Below are 14,895 nucleotides of genomic sequence, written 5' to 3'. Positions count from 1 at the left end.
GCATACTGGCTACCCTTGAACGGTGATGAAATCCCCCCTCCCCGTGCGCGACGGCGTCAACGCCACGCGCCTGCGCCTGCCCGAGACGGGGTGGGACACCGCGCTGGACTACATGCTGCACCGGTGGGGGCACATCGACCCGGAAGGCATCCTCGAGAGGTTCGACGGCGGCGAGATCGTCGGGATGGACGGCTCGCCGCTGCACCGGGGCACCCCGCTGGATGAGCACACCTTCATCTGGTACTACCGGACCCTGCCCGCCGAGGAACGGCTCCCCGTCGAGCTGTCCGTCCTCCACCGGGACGAGCACGTCCTCGTCGTGGACAAGCCGCACTTCCTGCCCACCACCCCGGGCGGGACGTACATCCAGGAGTCCGCGCTCGTGCGGCTGCGGAACGCCCTGGACCTGCCGGACCTCATCCCCATGCACCGCCTCGACCGCATGACCGCGGGCGTCCTCCTCTTCTCGGTCAACCCGGAGACGCGGGGGAAGTACCAGGTCCTCTTCGAGCGGCGGGCGGTGCGCAAGGAGTACGAGTGCGTGTCCGCGCTCGCGCCGTCGGCGCCGGTCCGCTCAGGCGCGCACGACGCCGGGTGGGCGGCAGAGCGGTTCGCCGCGCCCGTCGTCGTGCGCAACAGGATGGAGAAGCGGCGCGACTACCTGCTCGCCTCTGTGGTGGACGGGGAGCCGAACGCCGAGACGAAGGTGGCGCTCGAGCGGGTGGGCGGCCCGGAGGAGGCGCCGCGGGCGCTGTTCCGGCTCGAGCCGCACACGGGCAAGACGCACCAGCTGCGCGTGCACATGGCCGGGCTCGGGGCCGGGATCGTGCACGACCCCTTCTACCCGGTGCTGCTCGACAAGGCGCCCGACGACCACGCGAAGCCGCTCCAGCTGCTGGCCCGCGGGATCCGGTTCCGGGACCCGGTCTCCGGGGAGGACGTGGAGTTCCGCAGCCGGCTGTCGCTGCAGGAGGCCCCGCCCGCCTGAGCGGCCACGCGGACGGCGAGAGGTGGCCACGCGATCCTGACCCCCCGCGTGGCCAGATCCCACTTATCCCGTGGCCAGATCCCGCCCCACACGTGGCCGTATCCCGCACACTGGTTCCATGCGGATCGAGATCGTCGAGGGCGACATCACGCGACGGGACGTTGACGCGATCGTCAACGCCGCCAACTCGTCCCTCCTGGGGGGCGGCGGCGTCGACGGCGCCATCCACCGTGCGGCAGGACCCGAGCTCCTCGAAGCCTGCCGCGAGCTGCGGCGTGTCCGGCTGCCCGGCGGACTCCCTGTCGGGGCCGCCGTCGCGACCCCCGGCTTCCAGCTCGCGGCACGCTGGATCATCCACACGGTCGGGCCCAACTGGCACGCCGGCGAGCGAGACCCCGGCCTCCTGGCCTCGTGCTTCGCCGAGAGCCTCGCGGTCGCGCAGGACCTCGGCGCGGAATCCGTGGCCTTCCCCGCGATCTCGGCCGGCATCTATGGATGGGACCGCCGCGAGGTGGCCTCGATCGCGGTCTCGACGGTGCATACCGCGGCGCCGGGCAGCGTGGAGGTGGTCGAGTTCGTGCTGTTCGGACCGGAGATGGCCCGGGCCTTCCGCAGCGCGCTGCGCGAGGTGGGCTGAGTGGACCCCGGAATCGCCGACGGCCTGGGCGGGCCATGGATGCTCGCGTGGCTCGCGGTGCTCGTGGTGCTCGACGGATTCATCCCGCCCGTCCCCTCGGAGATCGCGCTCGTGGCCGCCGGGAGCTTCGCGGAGGAGGGTCGGGTCAGCGCCCTGGCGCTCGTGCTGGTGGGCACCCTCGGATCGCTCGCTGCGGACCTCGGCGTCTACCTGCTGTTCCGTTACCGCATGGCGGACGTCCTCGACCGGACCCGCTGGGGGCGGCAGGCGCACCGCACCATCCGCAGGGTGGTGGAGAGGTTCGGGACGTCGACGACCTACGGGGCCATCATCGGCGTGCGCTTCCTCGCCGGCGGACGGCTCACGGCGAGTGCGACGGCGGGCGTCGGCGAGGTGCCGATCCGCCGCTTCGCGGGGGCGGCGGGGATCGGCGGGTTCCTCTGGGCCGCGTGGCATGTGGCCCTCGGCTACGTGACGGGCCAGGCGACGAGCCTGCCGTTCTGGGCGAGCACGGCGGTCGGCGCGTCGGTGGGGCTCGTGGTGGGGCTCGTCGTCGCGGTTGCGGCGGCGACGAGGCACCGGCGGCGCCATGCGGCCTCGCCCGGTGCGGGCTCAGCCGAGGCCGGGCCCGCGGAGCCCCCGAGTCCGGCCGGTCCCGCGGCCCCTTCCTAGGGTCACACCGGGAGCCAGCGGCCGCGGGAACGCCGCAGCACCTGGAGGCGGCCGGTGGTGGCCACGTCCTCCACCGAGTCCTGCATGATGAGGCCGGCCCGACGCGCGGCGGCGATCTCCTCGGGCTCGTTCGCGGCCTCGACGAGGAAGCGCACGGTGATCTGCGGGATCCCCCGCACGATGTCGATCTGGTCCGCCTCGACGAGGTGCACCGAGGCGACCGCCTCCTTGGCCGCCGCCATGACGCGCTCGGGCGGACAGCCCGGCCTGAGGCCCGTGATCTGCAGGACGGCGCGGTAGCTGGGCATGGGCCCACGCTACCGCGCCGTCCCGATACGGTCCGCGCGGCCTCAGCCGAAGAGGGCCGACGCCTTGATCAGGGTCATGGTGATCCCGTACAGGAGGGGCACCCCCACGAGCGTCCAGCCGAGTGCAACACGTGCTGCCTTCATGTCAGTTCTCCTTCTGCGCGCCGACGGCGACGGGCTGCTGGGGCTCGTGGAACCGCTCGTGGACCGGCCGCACCATGAGGTTGGCGATGAATCCGACCACGAGCAGGCCCACCATCACGAGCAGCGCAGGCTGGTAGGCCGCGGCGGTGAGCTTTCCGGGCGTGCCCTGGGCGTCCAGGACCGCGTTGACGATGAGCGGGCCCACGACGCCGGCCGCGGACCAGGCGGTGAGCAGGCGCCCGTGGATGGCGCCCACCTCGAGGGTCCCGAAGAGGTCCCGCAGGTACGCGGGCACCGTGGCGAACCCGCCGCCGTAGAACGAGATGATGATGAACGCGAACAGGACGAACAGGGCCGTGGCGCTCGAGCCGGCGAACGCCAGCAGGATGTAGAGCACGGCGCCTACGCCGAGGTACCCCATGTAGATCCGCTTGCGCCCGATGATGTCCGAGGTGGTGGACCACACGAAGCGGCCCGCCATGTTGCCGATCGAGAGCAGCCCCACGAACCCGCCGGCCACCGAGGCCGCCACGAGCGACTTCCCGTCCGCCTGGCGGAAGAAGTCCTGGATCATGGGCGCGGCCTGCTCGAGGATGCCGATCCCGGCCGTCACGTTGCAGAAGAGCACGGTCCAGAGGAGCCAGAACTGCGGGGTCCGGATGGCCTTGGAGGCGGTCACGTTGGCCGTGGTGACCAGTGCCTTCTTCCGCACCGACGCCGGGTCGAAGCCCGCCGGCGCCCAACCGGGCGGCGGCACCTTGATGGTGAGCGCGCCGAAGAGCATGTAGGCGAAGTACACCACGGCGAAGGTCAGGAACAGCAGGCCCACGGCCTCGCCGCTCGGCACGCCGCCGGGCACGGCGGAGTCCGGGTCATAGGCGGTCAGGAGCGCGGTGGAGAGCGGGCTCGCGATGAGCGCGCCGCCGCCGAACCCCATGATGGCCATGCCCGTGGCGAGCCCAGGCCGGTCCGGGAACCACTTGATGAGCGTGGAGACCGGGGAGATGTACCCGATGCCCAGGCCGATCCCGCCGATCACCCCGTACCCGAGGTAGACGAGCCACAGCTGCCGCGTGAAGATGCCCGCGGCCCCGACCAGGAACCCGCCGGCCCAGAACAGGGCGGCCACGAACATCGCCTTGCGCGGCCCGTTGCGGTCCACCCACGTGCCCATGACGGCGGCGGAGAGGCCGAGCATCACGATCGCGACCGAGAAGATGACGCCGATCTGCGTGAGGCTCGCGTCGAAATGCTTCACGAGGGCTGTCTTGTACACGCTCGTCGCGTAGGCCTGGCCGATGCACAGGTGCACCGCGAGCGCGGCCGGGGGGATGAGCCATCGGTTGAATCCGGGATGCGCCACGGTGTGCGCCCGGTCGAGCCACGACATGCGGTTCCTCTCATTCAGGCCGGGCCCAGCGCCGGCCACACGAGGACAACTATTCCCCGTCTGTGACTCACGTAACATCCAGCCTGCGCCGAACGGTAGCTCCCGCGCGACGAACGGCGATGCCGGTGCACCGCCCCGGCGGGCCGACGGCGGGACGGAGGGTTCGCCGTCGTGCGCCCGAGGCCGACGCGGGGCGAGCGGCGGCGGACCGTATCCTTGGGAGGTGACGCTCTCCGACTCCCTGCTGGGCTTCGCCGCGCTCGCGGCGCTCATCACCGTCATCCCCGGGACGGACACCGCGCTCGTGCTGCGCTACACCCTCAGCCAGGGCCGCCGACACGCCTACACTGCGGCGCTCGGCATGATCTCCGGCGCGTTCATCTGGGGCGCCGCCGCCGCGACCGGGGTGTCCGCGCTCCTCGCCGTATCCACAGTCGCGTACGACGTGGTCCGGTTCGCCGGCGCGGCCTACATGGTGTGGCTCGGGGTGGGTCTGTGGCGCGCCTCCTTCGCGAAGCACGACGCCGACCTGCCGCCAGGCGCGCTCCCGCACCACAGCCTCGAGCCGCTTCGGCGGACGTGGTTCAAGGGCTTCGTCTCGAATCTGCTCAACCCCAAGTACGGGATGTTCTGCATCGCCGTCATCCCGCAGTTCCTCGTGCCCGGCGTCCCGCCGATCCTCATGGGCCTCCTGCTCACCGTGGTCAGCAACATCGAGGCCGTGCTGTGGTTCGTGGCGATCGTCTCCGCCGCGCAGTTCTTCAAGAAGTGGATCAACGGCGCGCAGTTCCGCAAGTGGATCGACCGCGTGACCGGGACGGTGCTCGGGGCGTTCGGCGTGGTCACGGTGCTCGAGGCGCGGCACGCCTGAGCCTCCGCATCACGGGGACTGGGCATCGCCGCGCGGGCGTGGCATCGTCGAAGCATGACTGAGGATCCGCAGCTCGCGCGCTGGCAGCGCTTCCGCGAGAACCGCACGAACGCCCTGGCCGAGGAGCACGGCTGGCTCTCGCTCACGTCCCTCCAGTGGCTCACGCCCGAGCCCTCCCGCCTCGACGGCATCCCGGGCCTGTGGCACACGGACGAGTCGACGGGACTCGAGACCGCTGTGCTGACGGCTCGGGCGGACGAGGGGCTCGTGTTCGTCGAGGAGGGCGATCCGGTGGACGGTACGTTCGCCGCGCACCTGGACAACGAGGAATCCCTGAACTGGGTGCGGTACGGGACGGTCGTCGTCGAGCTCGCCATGCGCGGCGGCTCCTACGCGGTCCGCACCCGCGACTCGCAGTCCCCCACCCTCACCGAATTCCGCGGCGTGCCGGTCTACGACTACGCGCCGGAGTGGGTGGTCGAGGCGCGGTGGGAGCCGTACCCGGAGCCGCGCAAGGTGCCGATCTCGACCGCGAACCCGCTCGTGGACGGCGTGCACAGGTCCGCTGGCGAGGTGGTGTTCCACCGGCACGGCCACGAGTACCGGCTGCAGGCCGAGCAGGGCCGCCTCGGGGACCTGACCATCACGTTCCACGACGAGACCAACGGCCGCACCACGGACGACTGGCGCAAGGTCTCGACCGCGGCGCCGCGCCCGGACGGGACCGTGATCGTGGACTTCAACCGGGCCATCAACTACCCCAGCGCGTTCACGCCGTACGGCACCTGCCCCATGCCGGTCCGCGGCAACTCGATGGACCTCGCGGTGGAGGCGGGTGAGAAGGCCCCCGACGCCAGCTAGCCATCGCGGGGCCACATCCCCCCACCCCATTGCGGGGTTCAGACGATCGCTGAGACTCCCGTGACGTCCCGGCCCACGATGAGCGAGTTGACCTCGAACGTCCCCTCGTAGGTGTAAATGGCCTCGGCGTCCGCGAACACCTTCGCCATGCCCCGGTCCGCGAGGATCCCGTTCCCGCCGAGGATCCCCCGGCCCAGCGCCACGGTCTCCCGCATCCGGGCGGACACCCACGCCTTGGCCAGCGCCACCCGGGCCATCGTCGCCTCCCCCTCCTCCTGGAGGGCCGCGAGCTCCGCGAGCATCGCCATGGACGCGGTCGCGTTCCCGAGCATCTGCGTCAGCTGCGCCTGCACGAGCTGGAACCTCGCGAGCGGCCGGCCGAACTGCTCGCGCTCCACGGCATACGCCCGGGCGAGGTCGAAGGCGGCCAGCTGCTGCCCGACCGCCTGCCACGCGACGAGGAGCCGGGACCCGAGCAGCATGGTGCGCGTGTCCTCGAAGCTCGAGATCGCGGGGAACCGGTCCTCCTCGGGCACACGGACCCCGTCGAGCACGAGGTCCGCGTTCTGCACGGTCCGCAGCGCGGTCTTGTGCTCGATCCTGGTGCGGGTGAGGCCCGGTGCGTCCCCGGCGACGATGAAGCCGCGCACCGCCCCGGGGACCCCGCCGTCGTGCGCACCGCTCCCGCCGGCAGCCGCCCCGCCAGCATGCGGTGCCGGCGCGGCCTCCCGCGCCCACACGAGGAGGTGGTCGGCGAAGGTGCCGTTGCCGATCCAGCGCTTGGCGCCGTCGAGCACCCACGTGTCCCCCTCGCGCCGGCACGTCGTGGCGAGCCCGCGGGCCACGTCGGAGCCGTGGTCCGGCTCCGTGAGGGCGAACGCGCCCGTTGTCCGCAGCGCGGTCGCGTCAGCGAGGTGGCGCTCGCGCTGGTCGGGCGTGCCGAACTCGTACAGGGCCTCCACGAAGAGGTCGTGGTGGACCATGAAGAACGTCGCGATGGACGTGTCCACCCGGGTGAGCTCCGCGATCACGAGGCCCGTGAAGAGCCGCGAGTACCCGTGCCGGTGCGGGGTGGAGAGCCCCAGCTCGGCGAGGCGCGGCAGGAGCGCGTGCGGGAACTCCTCCCGCTCCCACCAGCCCACCGCGTGCGGCGCCACCTCGGCGGCGAGGAACGCGCGCAGCTGGGCGAGCTTGGCCCGCTCGCGCTCGCTGAGGCGGCGTTCGACGCCGTAGTAGTCGGCGGCGGGCAGCCCACCGGTTCGGGGTGCTCGGCCCGGCTCCGGGGGCAGCACGGCGGCGCTCACTTGGGGGCCATCCGGATGGCCCCGTCGAGGCGGATGGTCTCGCCGTTGAGCATTGCGTTCTCGACGATGTGGGCCACGAGGCCCGCGTACTCCTCGGGGCGGCCGAGCCGGGACGGGTGCGGGACCTGGCGGCCGAGCGACTCCTGGGCCTCGGCGGGGAGGCCGGCCATCATGGGGGTCGCGAAGATGCCTGGGGCGATCGTGACGACGCGGATGAGGTGGCGCGCGAGCTCCCGGGCGAGCGGGAGGGTCATCGCGTGCACTCCGCCCTTCGAGGCGGCGTAGGCGGGCTGGCCGATCTGGCCGTCGAAGGCCGCGACCGAGGCGGTGTTGACGATCACGCCCCGCTCGGGTCCGCCCAGCTCGGTGCTCACGGGATCGGTGGCGGCCATGGCCTCTGCCGCGAGGCGGATGACGTTGAAGGTGCCGACGAGGTTGACCCGGACGACGCGCTCGAACTGCTCGAGGGCCAGGACGCCCTCGCGGCCCAGGACCTTCCCCGGCGTCGCGATGCCTGCGCAGTTCACCACGGCGCGGAGGGGGGCCAGCTCCGCCGCGCGGGCAACGGCGGCCCGGACCTGCCCCTCGTCGGTGACGTCCGCGGGGGCGAAGGCCGCGCGCTCGCCCAGCTCTGCCGCGAACGCCTCCCCCGCGCTGCCGGGCAGGTCCACGATCACCACCGAGGCCCCCTCGGCATGCAGGCGGCGCGCCGTGGCGGCCCCCAGGCCCGAGGCCCCTCCCGTGACGAGCGCGCTCGCACCCCGAAGCTCCATTGCCCCACCCTCCAGTCAGTCCGCCCAGTTAATCTTCACTAACTCAGACCATCCTAGCCGAGTGGCCCGCATCACATAACCTCAATGTGGCATCGGATGGGCGAGGGAACCGCGTGCCTATCGACACAACTCGTCAGCCGATCCGGCCCGTTGGGACCCCGACGCGCCGTGAGTTGTGTCGATAGGCACGCCATCCCGGGGTTTCCTAGGCTGGGGGCATGGAGCAGACCGCGGAATGGACCGAACGCGCGCAGACTGCGGCAGACAGCGTGAATGCCGGGTTCGGCCGCCGCCTGCTCGGATTCGTGCCGGGCACGTGGATCGGCTCGGTCTCCCGGCCGGCGGGCCGGTTCGGCCGCCCGTGGGACCCGTGGCACTACTGGTGGCAGGCCCATTACCTCGACTGCCTCGTCGACGCAGCGTGGCGGCAGCTCGGGACGGGACCCCGCAATGCGCCGGACGGGACCCCGCAACGGCCGGGAAGCGACCCCGCAACGCTGCCGGGTGACCCCGGACCGCAGGGACATGACCCCGCGTCGGACGGGCTGCGCGAGCCGCGGGAGCTGCGCCTGGCCCGCCGACTCCTGCGCACCGTCCGGATCCGCAACGCCTTCCGCTTCCAGAACGCGTTCTACGACGACATGGCGTGGCTCGTCCTGGCCGCCGGCCGCGCGGACTTCCTCACCGAGCGCATCCGGCACCGCGGCCTCCGCGCCGCCCGCACCGCTGCCCGTGTCCTGGGCGCACAGCTCGCCTCGGCGCACACGGACGACCTGGACGGCGGGCTCTTCTGGAGCACCGCCCGGGACTTCAAGAACACCCCCGCCACGGCCCCCGCCGCGCTGTTCTTCGCCCGCTCGGGCGAGCGGGAGCGCGCCCAGCGGCTCGTCGACTGGCTCGGCACCCGGCTCTTCGACCCGGATCTGGGCCTCTACCTGGACGGCCTCCGGATCGCCCCGGACGGCTCCACGACGCTCGTGCGGGACGTGTGGACGTACAACCAGGGCCCGGTCCTCGGCGCCCTCCTCGAGCTCGGCGGCCCCGAGAACCTCGCTCGCGCCGAGGCGCTCATCGCCGCCGTGGAGCGCGGGCTCACCCTCGCGGACGGCACGCACGACGCCGCTGCGGCCTCGCGCGCCGAGGCCACGCCCGGCATCGTGCGGACGGGCGCGGGAGCGCTGCGGGCCAACGGCGACGGCGACGGCGGCCTCTTCATGGGGATCCTTGCGCGGTACCTGACGGTGGCGGCGGCGCACGAGGGGCTCTCGGATGAGGCCCGGGCCACCGCGCGACGGCTCGTCGTGGCTACCGCGGAGGCCCTGTGGGCGGGCGCGGAGCGGCGCACGGACACCGCGGGCCGGGAGCTCGTCACCTTCCCGATGCACCCGGGCCAGGCGGCCTCGGCCGCCTACCCGCCGGGCGCGCCGGTGGAGCTCTCCACGCAGCTGCAGGCATGGATGGTGCTCGAGTTCGCCGACCAGCTCACGCGCGGGGGCTGAGGCCGGAGGCTCATGTCCCTCCGGAGCCGACGACGGCCCCGCATTAGCGCACGCCTCATTTGCGTAATGCTCATGATGTGCACCACACTTGTGCCCATTCGGGCCGCTCCTTAGGCGTGGCTAACCTAAAGTCGGATCCGAGCATCCCTTTGCAGCAGAAGAGAGAAACAGGCATGAAGCTCCGCCCCCGCGCCCTCGCCGGCATCGCGCTGGCCGCCACGGCCGCCCTCGGCCTCTCCGCATGCGGCGGGTCCGCCTCGACCGAGCCGTCGGAGGACCCGAACGCCCTCGTGGTGTACAACGCGCAGCACGAGTCCCTCACCAAGGAGTGGATCGAGGAGTTCACGGCGGAGACCGGCATCAAGGTCGTCTACCGCCAGGGCTCGGACACGGAGATGTCCAACCAGATCATCCAGGAGGGCGCCAACTCCCCCGCGGACGTCTTCCTCACGGAGAACTCCCCGGCCATGACCCAGGTGGAGAACGCGGGCCTCTTCGCGGACGTGGACGCCGCGACGGTTGCCCAGGTGCCCGCCGAGTACCGCCCGTCCACCGGGAAGTGGACCGGGATCGCCGCCCGCTCCACGCTCTTCGTCTACAACAAGGAGAAGCTGGCCGAGAAGGACCTCCCGGCCTCGCTCCTGGACCTGCAGAAGCCCGAGTGGAAGGACCGCTGGGCCGCCTCCCCGTCCGGCGCCGACTTCCAGGCCATCGTCTCCGCCCTCCTCGAGTCCAAGGGCGAGGAGGCCACCGCGGCGTGGCTCAAGGGCATGAAGGAGAACTCGAAGGCCTACAAGGGCAACATCACGGCCATGAAGGCCGTCAATGCCGGCGAGGTGGACGCCGCGGTGATCTACCACTACTACTACTACGGCGACCAGAACAAGACCGGCGAGAACTCGGACAAGGTCGGCACGCACTACTTCAAGAACCAGGACCCGGGCGCGTTCGTGTCCATCTCGGGCGGCGGCGTGCTCGCCTCCTCGGACAAGCAGGAGCAGGCGCAGGCGTTCCTGAAGTACATCACCGGCAAGAAGGGCCAGGCTGTCCTGCAGAACGGCACCTCCTTCGAGTACCCCGTGGGCTCCAAGGTCCCGGCCCATGAGAAGCTCGTGCCGCTCAAGGACCTCGAGGCCCCCAAGATCGACCCGGCCAAGCTCAACTCCCAGAAGGTCACCGAGCTCATGACCGAGGCGGGCATCCTCTAGACCGTTGGAACCGTTCCCAGCCACACCGCCCCCCGCGGCAGCGGCGCCCAGCCCGGCGCCCCTTCCGCGCGGGGCGCGCACGACGGCGGGCGAGGGCAGGCGCCCTCGCCCGCCGCAGGCGCGCCCAGCGGTCGGGGTCGTGCTCCTCGCCTCCCTCGTCGCGGCCGCGTCCCTCATCCCGCTCGGCTTCGTCGTGGCCATGACGGTCGCGGCGGGGTGGGAGACCGCGGTGGCGCTCGTCTTCAGGGCGCGGACGCTCGAGCTGCTCGGCAACACGGTGCTGCTGGCTGCCATCACGGTCCCGCTGTGCATCGTGGTGGGCGTGGGCGGGGCGTGGCTCGTGGAGCGGACATCCCTTCGCGGGAGCAAGGCCTGGGCGGTGCTCCTCGCGGCGCCGCTCGCCATCCCGGCGTTCGTGAACTCGTATGCGTGGGTCTCCGCCGTGCCGAGCCTCGAGGGCGTGTTCTCGGGCGTGCTCATCGCGACCCTGTCCTACTACCCGCTCGTGTACATCCCCGCCGCAGCGGTCCTCGCGAGGCTCGACCCGGCGATCGAGCAGTCCGCCGCGTCCCTCGGGCTCGGCGCGTGGAGCGTGTTCTTCCGGGTCGTGCTCCCGCAGCTGCGCATCGCGATCGCTGGCGGCGCGCTCCTCGTGGCCCTGCACCTGCTCGCCGAGTACGGGGCGTTCGCGATGGTCCGCTTCGACACGTTCACCACGGCGATCATGGAGCAGTACCGCTCCACCTTCAACGGCGCCGCGGGCAACATGCTCGCCTCCGTCCTCGTGGCCCTCTGCCTCGTCCTCCTCGCGGCCGAGGCTCGGCTGCGCGGCAATGCCCGGTACGCGCGCATCGGCTCCGGCGCCCAGTCGACGCCCACGCGGCTGCCGCTGGGCCGCTGGGAGCCCGCCGCCCAGGGCGCCCTCGCCGCGGTGGCCGTGCTCGCAGTCGGAGTCCCGCTGTGGATCGTGGGGCGCTGGGCCGTCGCCGGGGGCGCAGCGATCTGGCAGACCGCCGAGCTGGCCCATGCCGTGGGATCCAGCCTGTGGCTCGGGCTCCTGGGCGCCCTCGTCACCACCGTGGTGGCGTTCCCCCTCGCCTTCCTCGCCGTCCGCTTCCCGGGCACGCTCTCGCGCACGCTCGAGCTGGCCAACTACGTCACGAGCTCTCTTCCCGGGATCGTGCTGGCCCTCGCCTTCGTGACCGTCTCACTCCGGATGGTCCCGGGCATCTACCAGACCACGGGCCTCCTGGTCGCGGCGTACGTGCTCCTGTTCCTGCCGCGCGCCCTCGTGAACCTGCGGGCCGGCCTGGCCCAGGCGCCCAAGGAGCTCGAGGAGGCCGCCCGCGCCCTCGGGAAGGCGCCGCTCACCGCGTTCGTGCGCGTGACCCTGCGGCTGGCGGCCCCAGCGGCAGCCGGAGGCGCAGCGCTCGTGTTCCTCGCCGTCGTCAATGAGCTCACGGCGACCCTCCTGCTCTCCCCGCTCGGCACCAAGACCCTCGCCACCGAGTTCTGGAGCCTCTCGAGCGAGATCGACTACGCGGGTGCCGCGCCGTACGCGCTCCTCATGATCGCGCTCTCCGCGCCCGTGACGTACCTGTTGTTCCAGCAGTCCAAGAAAGCAGCCGGACAGTGACCGAACAGACCCCCACCCCCGTCACCGCGGCCCGGTTCCCCGAGCCGCGCGTCGCGCCGCAGATCGCCAGGAGCGCGGACCACCATCTGGAGATCGAGGCGGTCACGAAGGACTTCGGGCACCAGCAGGTGCTCAAGGGCATCAACCTCTCGGTGGCCCGCGGGGGGACCACCGCGATCGTGGGCCCCAGCGGGTCCGGCAAGACCACGCTCCTGCGGCTCATCGCCGGGTTCGAGGCGCCGGGCACGGGCCGCATCCTCCTCGACGGGCGCGAGGTGGCCGGCCGGTCATGGGTGCCGGCCCACCGGCGCAGCATCGGGTACGTCGCGCAGGACGGGGCCCTGTTCCCGCACCTGTCCGTGGGGCAGAACATCGCCTTCGGGCTGGACCGTGACCGGTTCCGCGGGCGCAAGGCCGTCCAGACCCGGGTGCTGGAGCTCCTCGAGATGGTGGCGCTTGACGGCTCGTACGCGCGCCGGCGCCCGCACCAGCTCTCGGGCGGCCAGCAGCAGCGCATCGCGCTCGCGCGGGCCATGGCGTGCGAGCCGGAGATCATGCTGCTCGACGAGCCGTTCTCGGCCCTCGACGCCGGGCTGCGCGTCGCGACGCGCCGGGCGATCGGCAAGGTCCTCGCCCACGCTGGCGTCACGACGATCCTCGTGACCCACGACCAGGGCGAGGCGCTCTCCTTCGCCGACCAGGTCGCCGTCATGCGCGGGGGCAGGCTCGCCCAGATCGGCAACCCCTTCGTCGTGTACACGCGGCCCGCAGACCGGGCCACGGCCGAGTTCCTCGGCGACGCCGTCATCCTCGACGCGTGGCTCGAAGGGTCCCTCGCGATGTGCTCGCTCGGAGCGATCCCCGTTCGCCGCCCGCCGGCGCAGGGGCGGGTGCAGCTCATGCTCCGGCCCGAGCAGATCCGCATCGCGGCGAGCTCCCCGATCCACGGCACGGTGCTGGACTGGGACTACTTCGGCCCTGAGTCCTCGGTGCGGATCCAACTCCCGGAGCGCGCGGCCGGGGAGGCCGTGGACCCGCGTGCGCCGGGCGGCGGCGAGGTCATCACGATCCGCCACTGGAACGCCGCCATGGCCCGCAAGGGCATGGACCTGGCCCTGCGGGTCATCGGCGAAGGCGTGGCCTTCCCCCTCGACTGACCGCCCTGTCCGGCCGTTCCGGGTACACGTAAAGCCCGCCAGAACCGTTTCGGGTACACCGACCGGTCCACGCGAACCGATCTCCCCAGCTTCAACCTTCAATTCACGGCGTGTCCGGGAAAATCGCCGCAAGGCACCCCCCGAGGCCCGCCGAAGCTGGGGAACTCGGTACATGGCTCTGGTTGCACGCCCGGAGCAGGAGGGCCGACCCCCGGCGGGGGCAGCGTTCTCGTGCGCGGCTAGGCTGGGAGGATGGCCGACGACGCGACCTCCTCCCGCCCCGACCTCACCGCGCTGCCCGCGCCCTGGGTGGCGAGCTCCGCGCTGACCCGGTACCGGCTCGCGCCGAACCCGGGCCCCATGAGCCTGGACGGCACGAACTCCTACGTGATCGCGGCCCCCGGCTCCGAGTCGGTGGTCGTCGTGGACCCGGGCCCGCTCGACGCAGCACATCTGGACGGACTGGCCGCCGCCGGCCGCGTGGAACTGGTCATCCTCACCCACCACCACATCGACCACACCGAGGCGGCCGAGGAGTTCCACCGCCTCACCGGCGCCCCGGTCCGCGCCCGCGACGAGGCCCTTTGCATCGGTGCCCCACCGCTCGGGGACGGCGAGATCATCTCGGCCGCCGGCGTGCGGATCGAGGTGCTCGCCACCCCGGGCCACACGGCGGACTCGCTGTGCCTGCACCTGCCCGACGACGGCGCGCACGGCTCCGTGCTCACCGGCGACACGATCCTGGGGCGCGGCACCACCGTGATCGTGCACCCGGACGGCCGGCTCGGCGACTACCTCGCCTCCCTGCGCAGGCTCGAGGCCCTCGGCGACGCGACCGTCCTGCCTGCCCACGGCCCGGTCCTCCCGAGCGTCCGCGAGATCGCCAAGGCGTACACAGCGCACCGCGAGGAACGCCTCGCCCAGGTGCGGGCAGCGCTCGTCCTGCTCGGCGAGGATGCCTCGGTCACCGCCGTCACGGACGCGGTGTACGCGGACATCGACCCGAGCGTGCGGGGGGCGGCGGAGAACTCGGTGGCCGCCCAGCTCGAGTACCTGCGCGGCTGAGCCCGGACCCGCGCTGGCGGCCTCCGCCGGCACCGGCCGTCCCACGCCCTCGCCGGCACCGGCCGTCCCCCGCCTGGCGCCCGTTCAGAACACGCCGAACCGCGTGAACCCTCCGTTCGCGGGCCCGATGGACGCCTCGACCTCATCGACCCGGCCAGGTGCCGCGTCGGACCGCAGCCACGCCAGGAGCGCCTCGACGTCCTCGCGCCGGCCCTCCGCCGTGACCTCCACGGTGCCGTCCAGCCGGTTGCCCGCGGTCCCCACAAGCCCCAGCCGCTCCGCCTCGGCGAGTGTGCGGAAACGGAAGCCCACCCCTTGGACCATGCCCCGCACGGTCGCCTCCAGCCTTGCCTCGGGTTTCTCAGCCATGCCCACCAGTTTC

General features: G+C 72.4%; 16 protein-coding genes. 10 read left to right on the top strand and 6 right to left on the bottom strand.

The annotated features are described in order from the left end of the window. Positions 1 to 25 precede the first annotated feature (25 nt). From ABCQ75_RS09690 to ABCQ75_RS09680, 3 genes are all read left to right on the top strand, one after another. Positions 26 to 988 carry a pseudouridine synthase gene (locus ABCQ75_RS09690; protein WP_345885279.1) on the top strand — a complete coding sequence of 321 codons (963 nt, stop codon included), beginning with the start codon at positions 26 to 28 and terminating at the stop codon, positions 986 to 988. A gap of 118 nt (positions 989 to 1,106) precedes the next feature. After that, the gene (locus ABCQ75_RS09685) at positions 1,107 to 1,625 is read left to right on the top strand and encodes an O-acetyl-ADP-ribose deacetylase (protein WP_345885101.1); all 519 of its coding nucleotides are present in this window, start codon (positions 1,107 to 1,109) and stop codon (positions 1,623 to 1,625) included. Continuing rightward, entirely contained in the window at positions 1,626 to 2,297 is a 672-nt protein-coding gene (locus ABCQ75_RS09680; protein ID WP_345885099.1) for a DedA family protein, read from the top strand. A 2-nt stretch (positions 2,298 to 2,299) separates the two neighbouring features. Here ABCQ75_RS09680 and ABCQ75_RS09675 read toward each other — a convergent pair whose 3' ends face one another. The 3 genes from ABCQ75_RS09675 to ABCQ75_RS09670 are packed head-to-tail and all read right to left on the bottom strand — an operon-like array spanning position 2,300 to position 4,139. Next, the gene (locus tag ABCQ75_RS09675; protein WP_345885097.1) at positions 2,300 to 2,605 is read right to left on the bottom strand and encodes a hypothetical protein; all 306 of its coding nucleotides are present in this window, start codon (positions 2,603 to 2,605) and stop codon (positions 2,300 to 2,302) included. 42 nt (positions 2,606 to 2,647) lie between these two features. Beyond that, a complete protein-coding gene (locus ABCQ75_RS16210) occupies positions 2,648 to 2,749 on the bottom strand; it encodes an MFS transporter small subunit (RefSeq protein ID WP_427916083.1) in 102 nt (33 codons plus the stop codon). Between the two features lies 1 nt (position 2,750). Beyond that, on the bottom strand, positions 2,751 to 4,139 hold the full coding sequence (locus ABCQ75_RS09670; RefSeq protein ID WP_345885095.1) for an OFA family MFS transporter: 1,389 nt from the start codon (positions 4,137 to 4,139) through the stop codon (positions 2,751 to 2,753). A gap of 223 nt (positions 4,140 to 4,362) precedes the next feature. On the opposite strand from ABCQ75_RS09670, the gene ABCQ75_RS09665 reads away from it, so the two are divergent. Both ABCQ75_RS09665 and ABCQ75_RS09660 read left to right on the top strand, forming a co-directional pair. After that, positions 4,363 to 5,010: a LysE family translocator gene (locus ABCQ75_RS09665; RefSeq protein ID WP_345885093.1), complete on the top strand. Its 648-nt coding sequence runs from the start codon at positions 4,363 to 4,365 to the stop codon at positions 5,008 to 5,010. Between the two features lie 54 nt (positions 5,011 to 5,064). Further along, on the top strand, positions 5,065 to 5,871 hold the full coding sequence (locus ABCQ75_RS09660; RefSeq protein WP_345885091.1) for a DUF1684 domain-containing protein: 807 nt from the start codon (positions 5,065 to 5,067) through the stop codon (positions 5,869 to 5,871). 38 nt (positions 5,872 to 5,909) lie between these two features. Here the strand turns inward: ABCQ75_RS09660 and ABCQ75_RS09655 are convergent, their stop codons facing one another. Both ABCQ75_RS09655 and ABCQ75_RS09650 read right to left on the bottom strand, forming a co-directional pair. Further along, the gene (locus ABCQ75_RS09655) at positions 5,910 to 7,175 is read right to left on the bottom strand and encodes an acyl-CoA dehydrogenase family protein (RefSeq protein WP_345885089.1); all 1,266 of its coding nucleotides are present in this window, start codon (positions 7,173 to 7,175) and stop codon (positions 5,910 to 5,912) included. Continuing rightward, the gene (locus tag ABCQ75_RS09650) at positions 7,172 to 7,948 is read right to left on the bottom strand and encodes an SDR family NAD(P)-dependent oxidoreductase (protein ID WP_345885088.1); all 777 of its coding nucleotides are present in this window, start codon (positions 7,946 to 7,948) and stop codon (positions 7,172 to 7,174) included. The genes ABCQ75_RS09655 and ABCQ75_RS09650 overlap by 4 nt, the downstream gene beginning before the upstream one ends. 218 nt (positions 7,949 to 8,166) lie before the next feature. On the opposite strand from ABCQ75_RS09650, the gene ABCQ75_RS09645 reads away from it, so the two are divergent. The 5 genes from ABCQ75_RS09645 to ABCQ75_RS09625 all read left to right on the top strand — a co-directional run bounded on the left by ABCQ75_RS09645 (position 8,167) and on the right by ABCQ75_RS09625 (position 14,513). Next, on the top strand, positions 8,167 to 9,447 hold the full coding sequence (locus ABCQ75_RS09645; RefSeq protein WP_345885085.1) for a glycoside hydrolase family 76 protein: 1,281 nt from the start codon (positions 8,167 to 8,169) through the stop codon (positions 9,445 to 9,447). A 173-nt stretch (positions 9,448 to 9,620) separates the two neighbouring features. After that, positions 9,621 to 10,655, top strand: a complete 1,035-nt coding sequence (locus tag ABCQ75_RS09640; RefSeq protein ID WP_345885084.1) for an iron ABC transporter substrate-binding protein — start codon at positions 9,621 to 9,623, stop codon at positions 10,653 to 10,655. A gap of 199 nt (positions 10,656 to 10,854) precedes the next feature. Then, entirely contained in the window at positions 10,855 to 12,291 is a 1,437-nt protein-coding gene (locus tag ABCQ75_RS09635; protein ID WP_427916086.1) for an ABC transporter permease, read from the top strand. Next, positions 12,288 to 13,448 (top strand): ABC transporter ATP-binding protein, encoded by a 1,161-nt coding sequence (locus ABCQ75_RS09630; protein WP_345885081.1) that lies wholly within the window; start codon positions 12,288 to 12,290, stop codon positions 13,446 to 13,448. Before ABCQ75_RS09635 ends, ABCQ75_RS09630 begins: the two co-directional genes overlap by 4 nt. A gap of 252 nt (positions 13,449 to 13,700) precedes the next feature. Continuing rightward, a complete protein-coding gene (locus ABCQ75_RS09625) occupies positions 13,701 to 14,513 on the top strand; it encodes an MBL fold metallo-hydrolase (RefSeq protein WP_345885079.1) in 813 nt (270 codons plus the stop codon). Between the two features lie 84 nt (positions 14,514 to 14,597). Here the strand turns inward: ABCQ75_RS09625 and ABCQ75_RS09620 are convergent, their stop codons facing one another. Continuing rightward, positions 14,598 to 14,882: an acylphosphatase gene (locus tag ABCQ75_RS09620; protein WP_345885078.1), complete on the bottom strand. Its 285-nt coding sequence runs from the start codon at positions 14,880 to 14,882 to the stop codon at positions 14,598 to 14,600. Positions 14,883 to 14,895 lie beyond the last annotated feature (13 nt).

Source organism: Sinomonas halotolerans (assembly GCF_039615075.1).
GTDB lineage: Bacteria > Actinomycetota > Actinomycetes > Actinomycetales > Micrococcaceae > Sinomonas > Sinomonas halotolerans.
This window is presented reverse-complemented; position numbering and strand designations above follow the sequence as displayed.

Bases quoted from the DNA above. Each gene is read 5' to 3' on its own strand.
- ABCQ75_RS09660 (WP_345885091.1), top strand. From the start codon at position 5,065: ATGACTGAGGATCCGCAGCTCGCGCGCTGGCAGCGCTTCCGCGAGAAC.
- ABCQ75_RS09640 (WP_345885084.1), top strand. From the start codon at position 9,621: ATGAAGCTCCGCCCCCGCGCCCTCGCCGGCATCGCGCTGGCCGCCACG.
- ABCQ75_RS09620 (WP_345885078.1), bottom strand. From the start codon at position 14,882: ATGGCTGAGAAACCCGAGGCAAGGCTGGAGGCGACCGTGCGGGGCATG.
- ABCQ75_RS09625 (WP_345885079.1), top strand. From the start codon at position 13,701: ATGGCCGACGACGCGACCTCCTCCCGCCCCGACCTCACCGCGCTGCCC.
- ABCQ75_RS09670 (WP_345885095.1), bottom strand. From the start codon at position 4,139: ATGTCGTGGCTCGACCGGGCGCACACCGTGGCGCATCCCGGATTCAAC.
- ABCQ75_RS09645 (WP_345885085.1), top strand. From the start codon at position 8,167: ATGGAGCAGACCGCGGAATGGACCGAACGCGCGCAGACTGCGGCAGAC.
- ABCQ75_RS09675 (WP_345885097.1), bottom strand. From the start codon at position 2,605: ATGCCCAGCTACCGCGCCGTCCTGCAGATCACGGGCCTCAGGCCGGGC.
- ABCQ75_RS09650 (WP_345885088.1), bottom strand. From the start codon at position 7,948: ATGGAGCTTCGGGGTGCGAGCGCGCTCGTCACGGGAGGGGCCTCGGGC.
- ABCQ75_RS09635 (WP_427916086.1), top strand. From the start codon at position 10,855: ATGACGGTCGCGGCGGGGTGGGAGACCGCGGTGGCGCTCGTCTTCAGG.
- ABCQ75_RS16210 (WP_427916083.1), bottom strand. From the start codon at position 2,749: ATGAAGGCAGCACGTGTTGCACTCGGCTGGACGCTCGTGGGGGTGCCC.
- ABCQ75_RS09685 (WP_345885101.1), top strand. From the start codon at position 1,107: ATGCGGATCGAGATCGTCGAGGGCGACATCACGCGACGGGACGTTGAC.
- ABCQ75_RS09690 (WP_345885279.1), top strand. From the start codon at position 26: ATGAAATCCCCCCTCCCCGTGCGCGACGGCGTCAACGCCACGCGCCTG.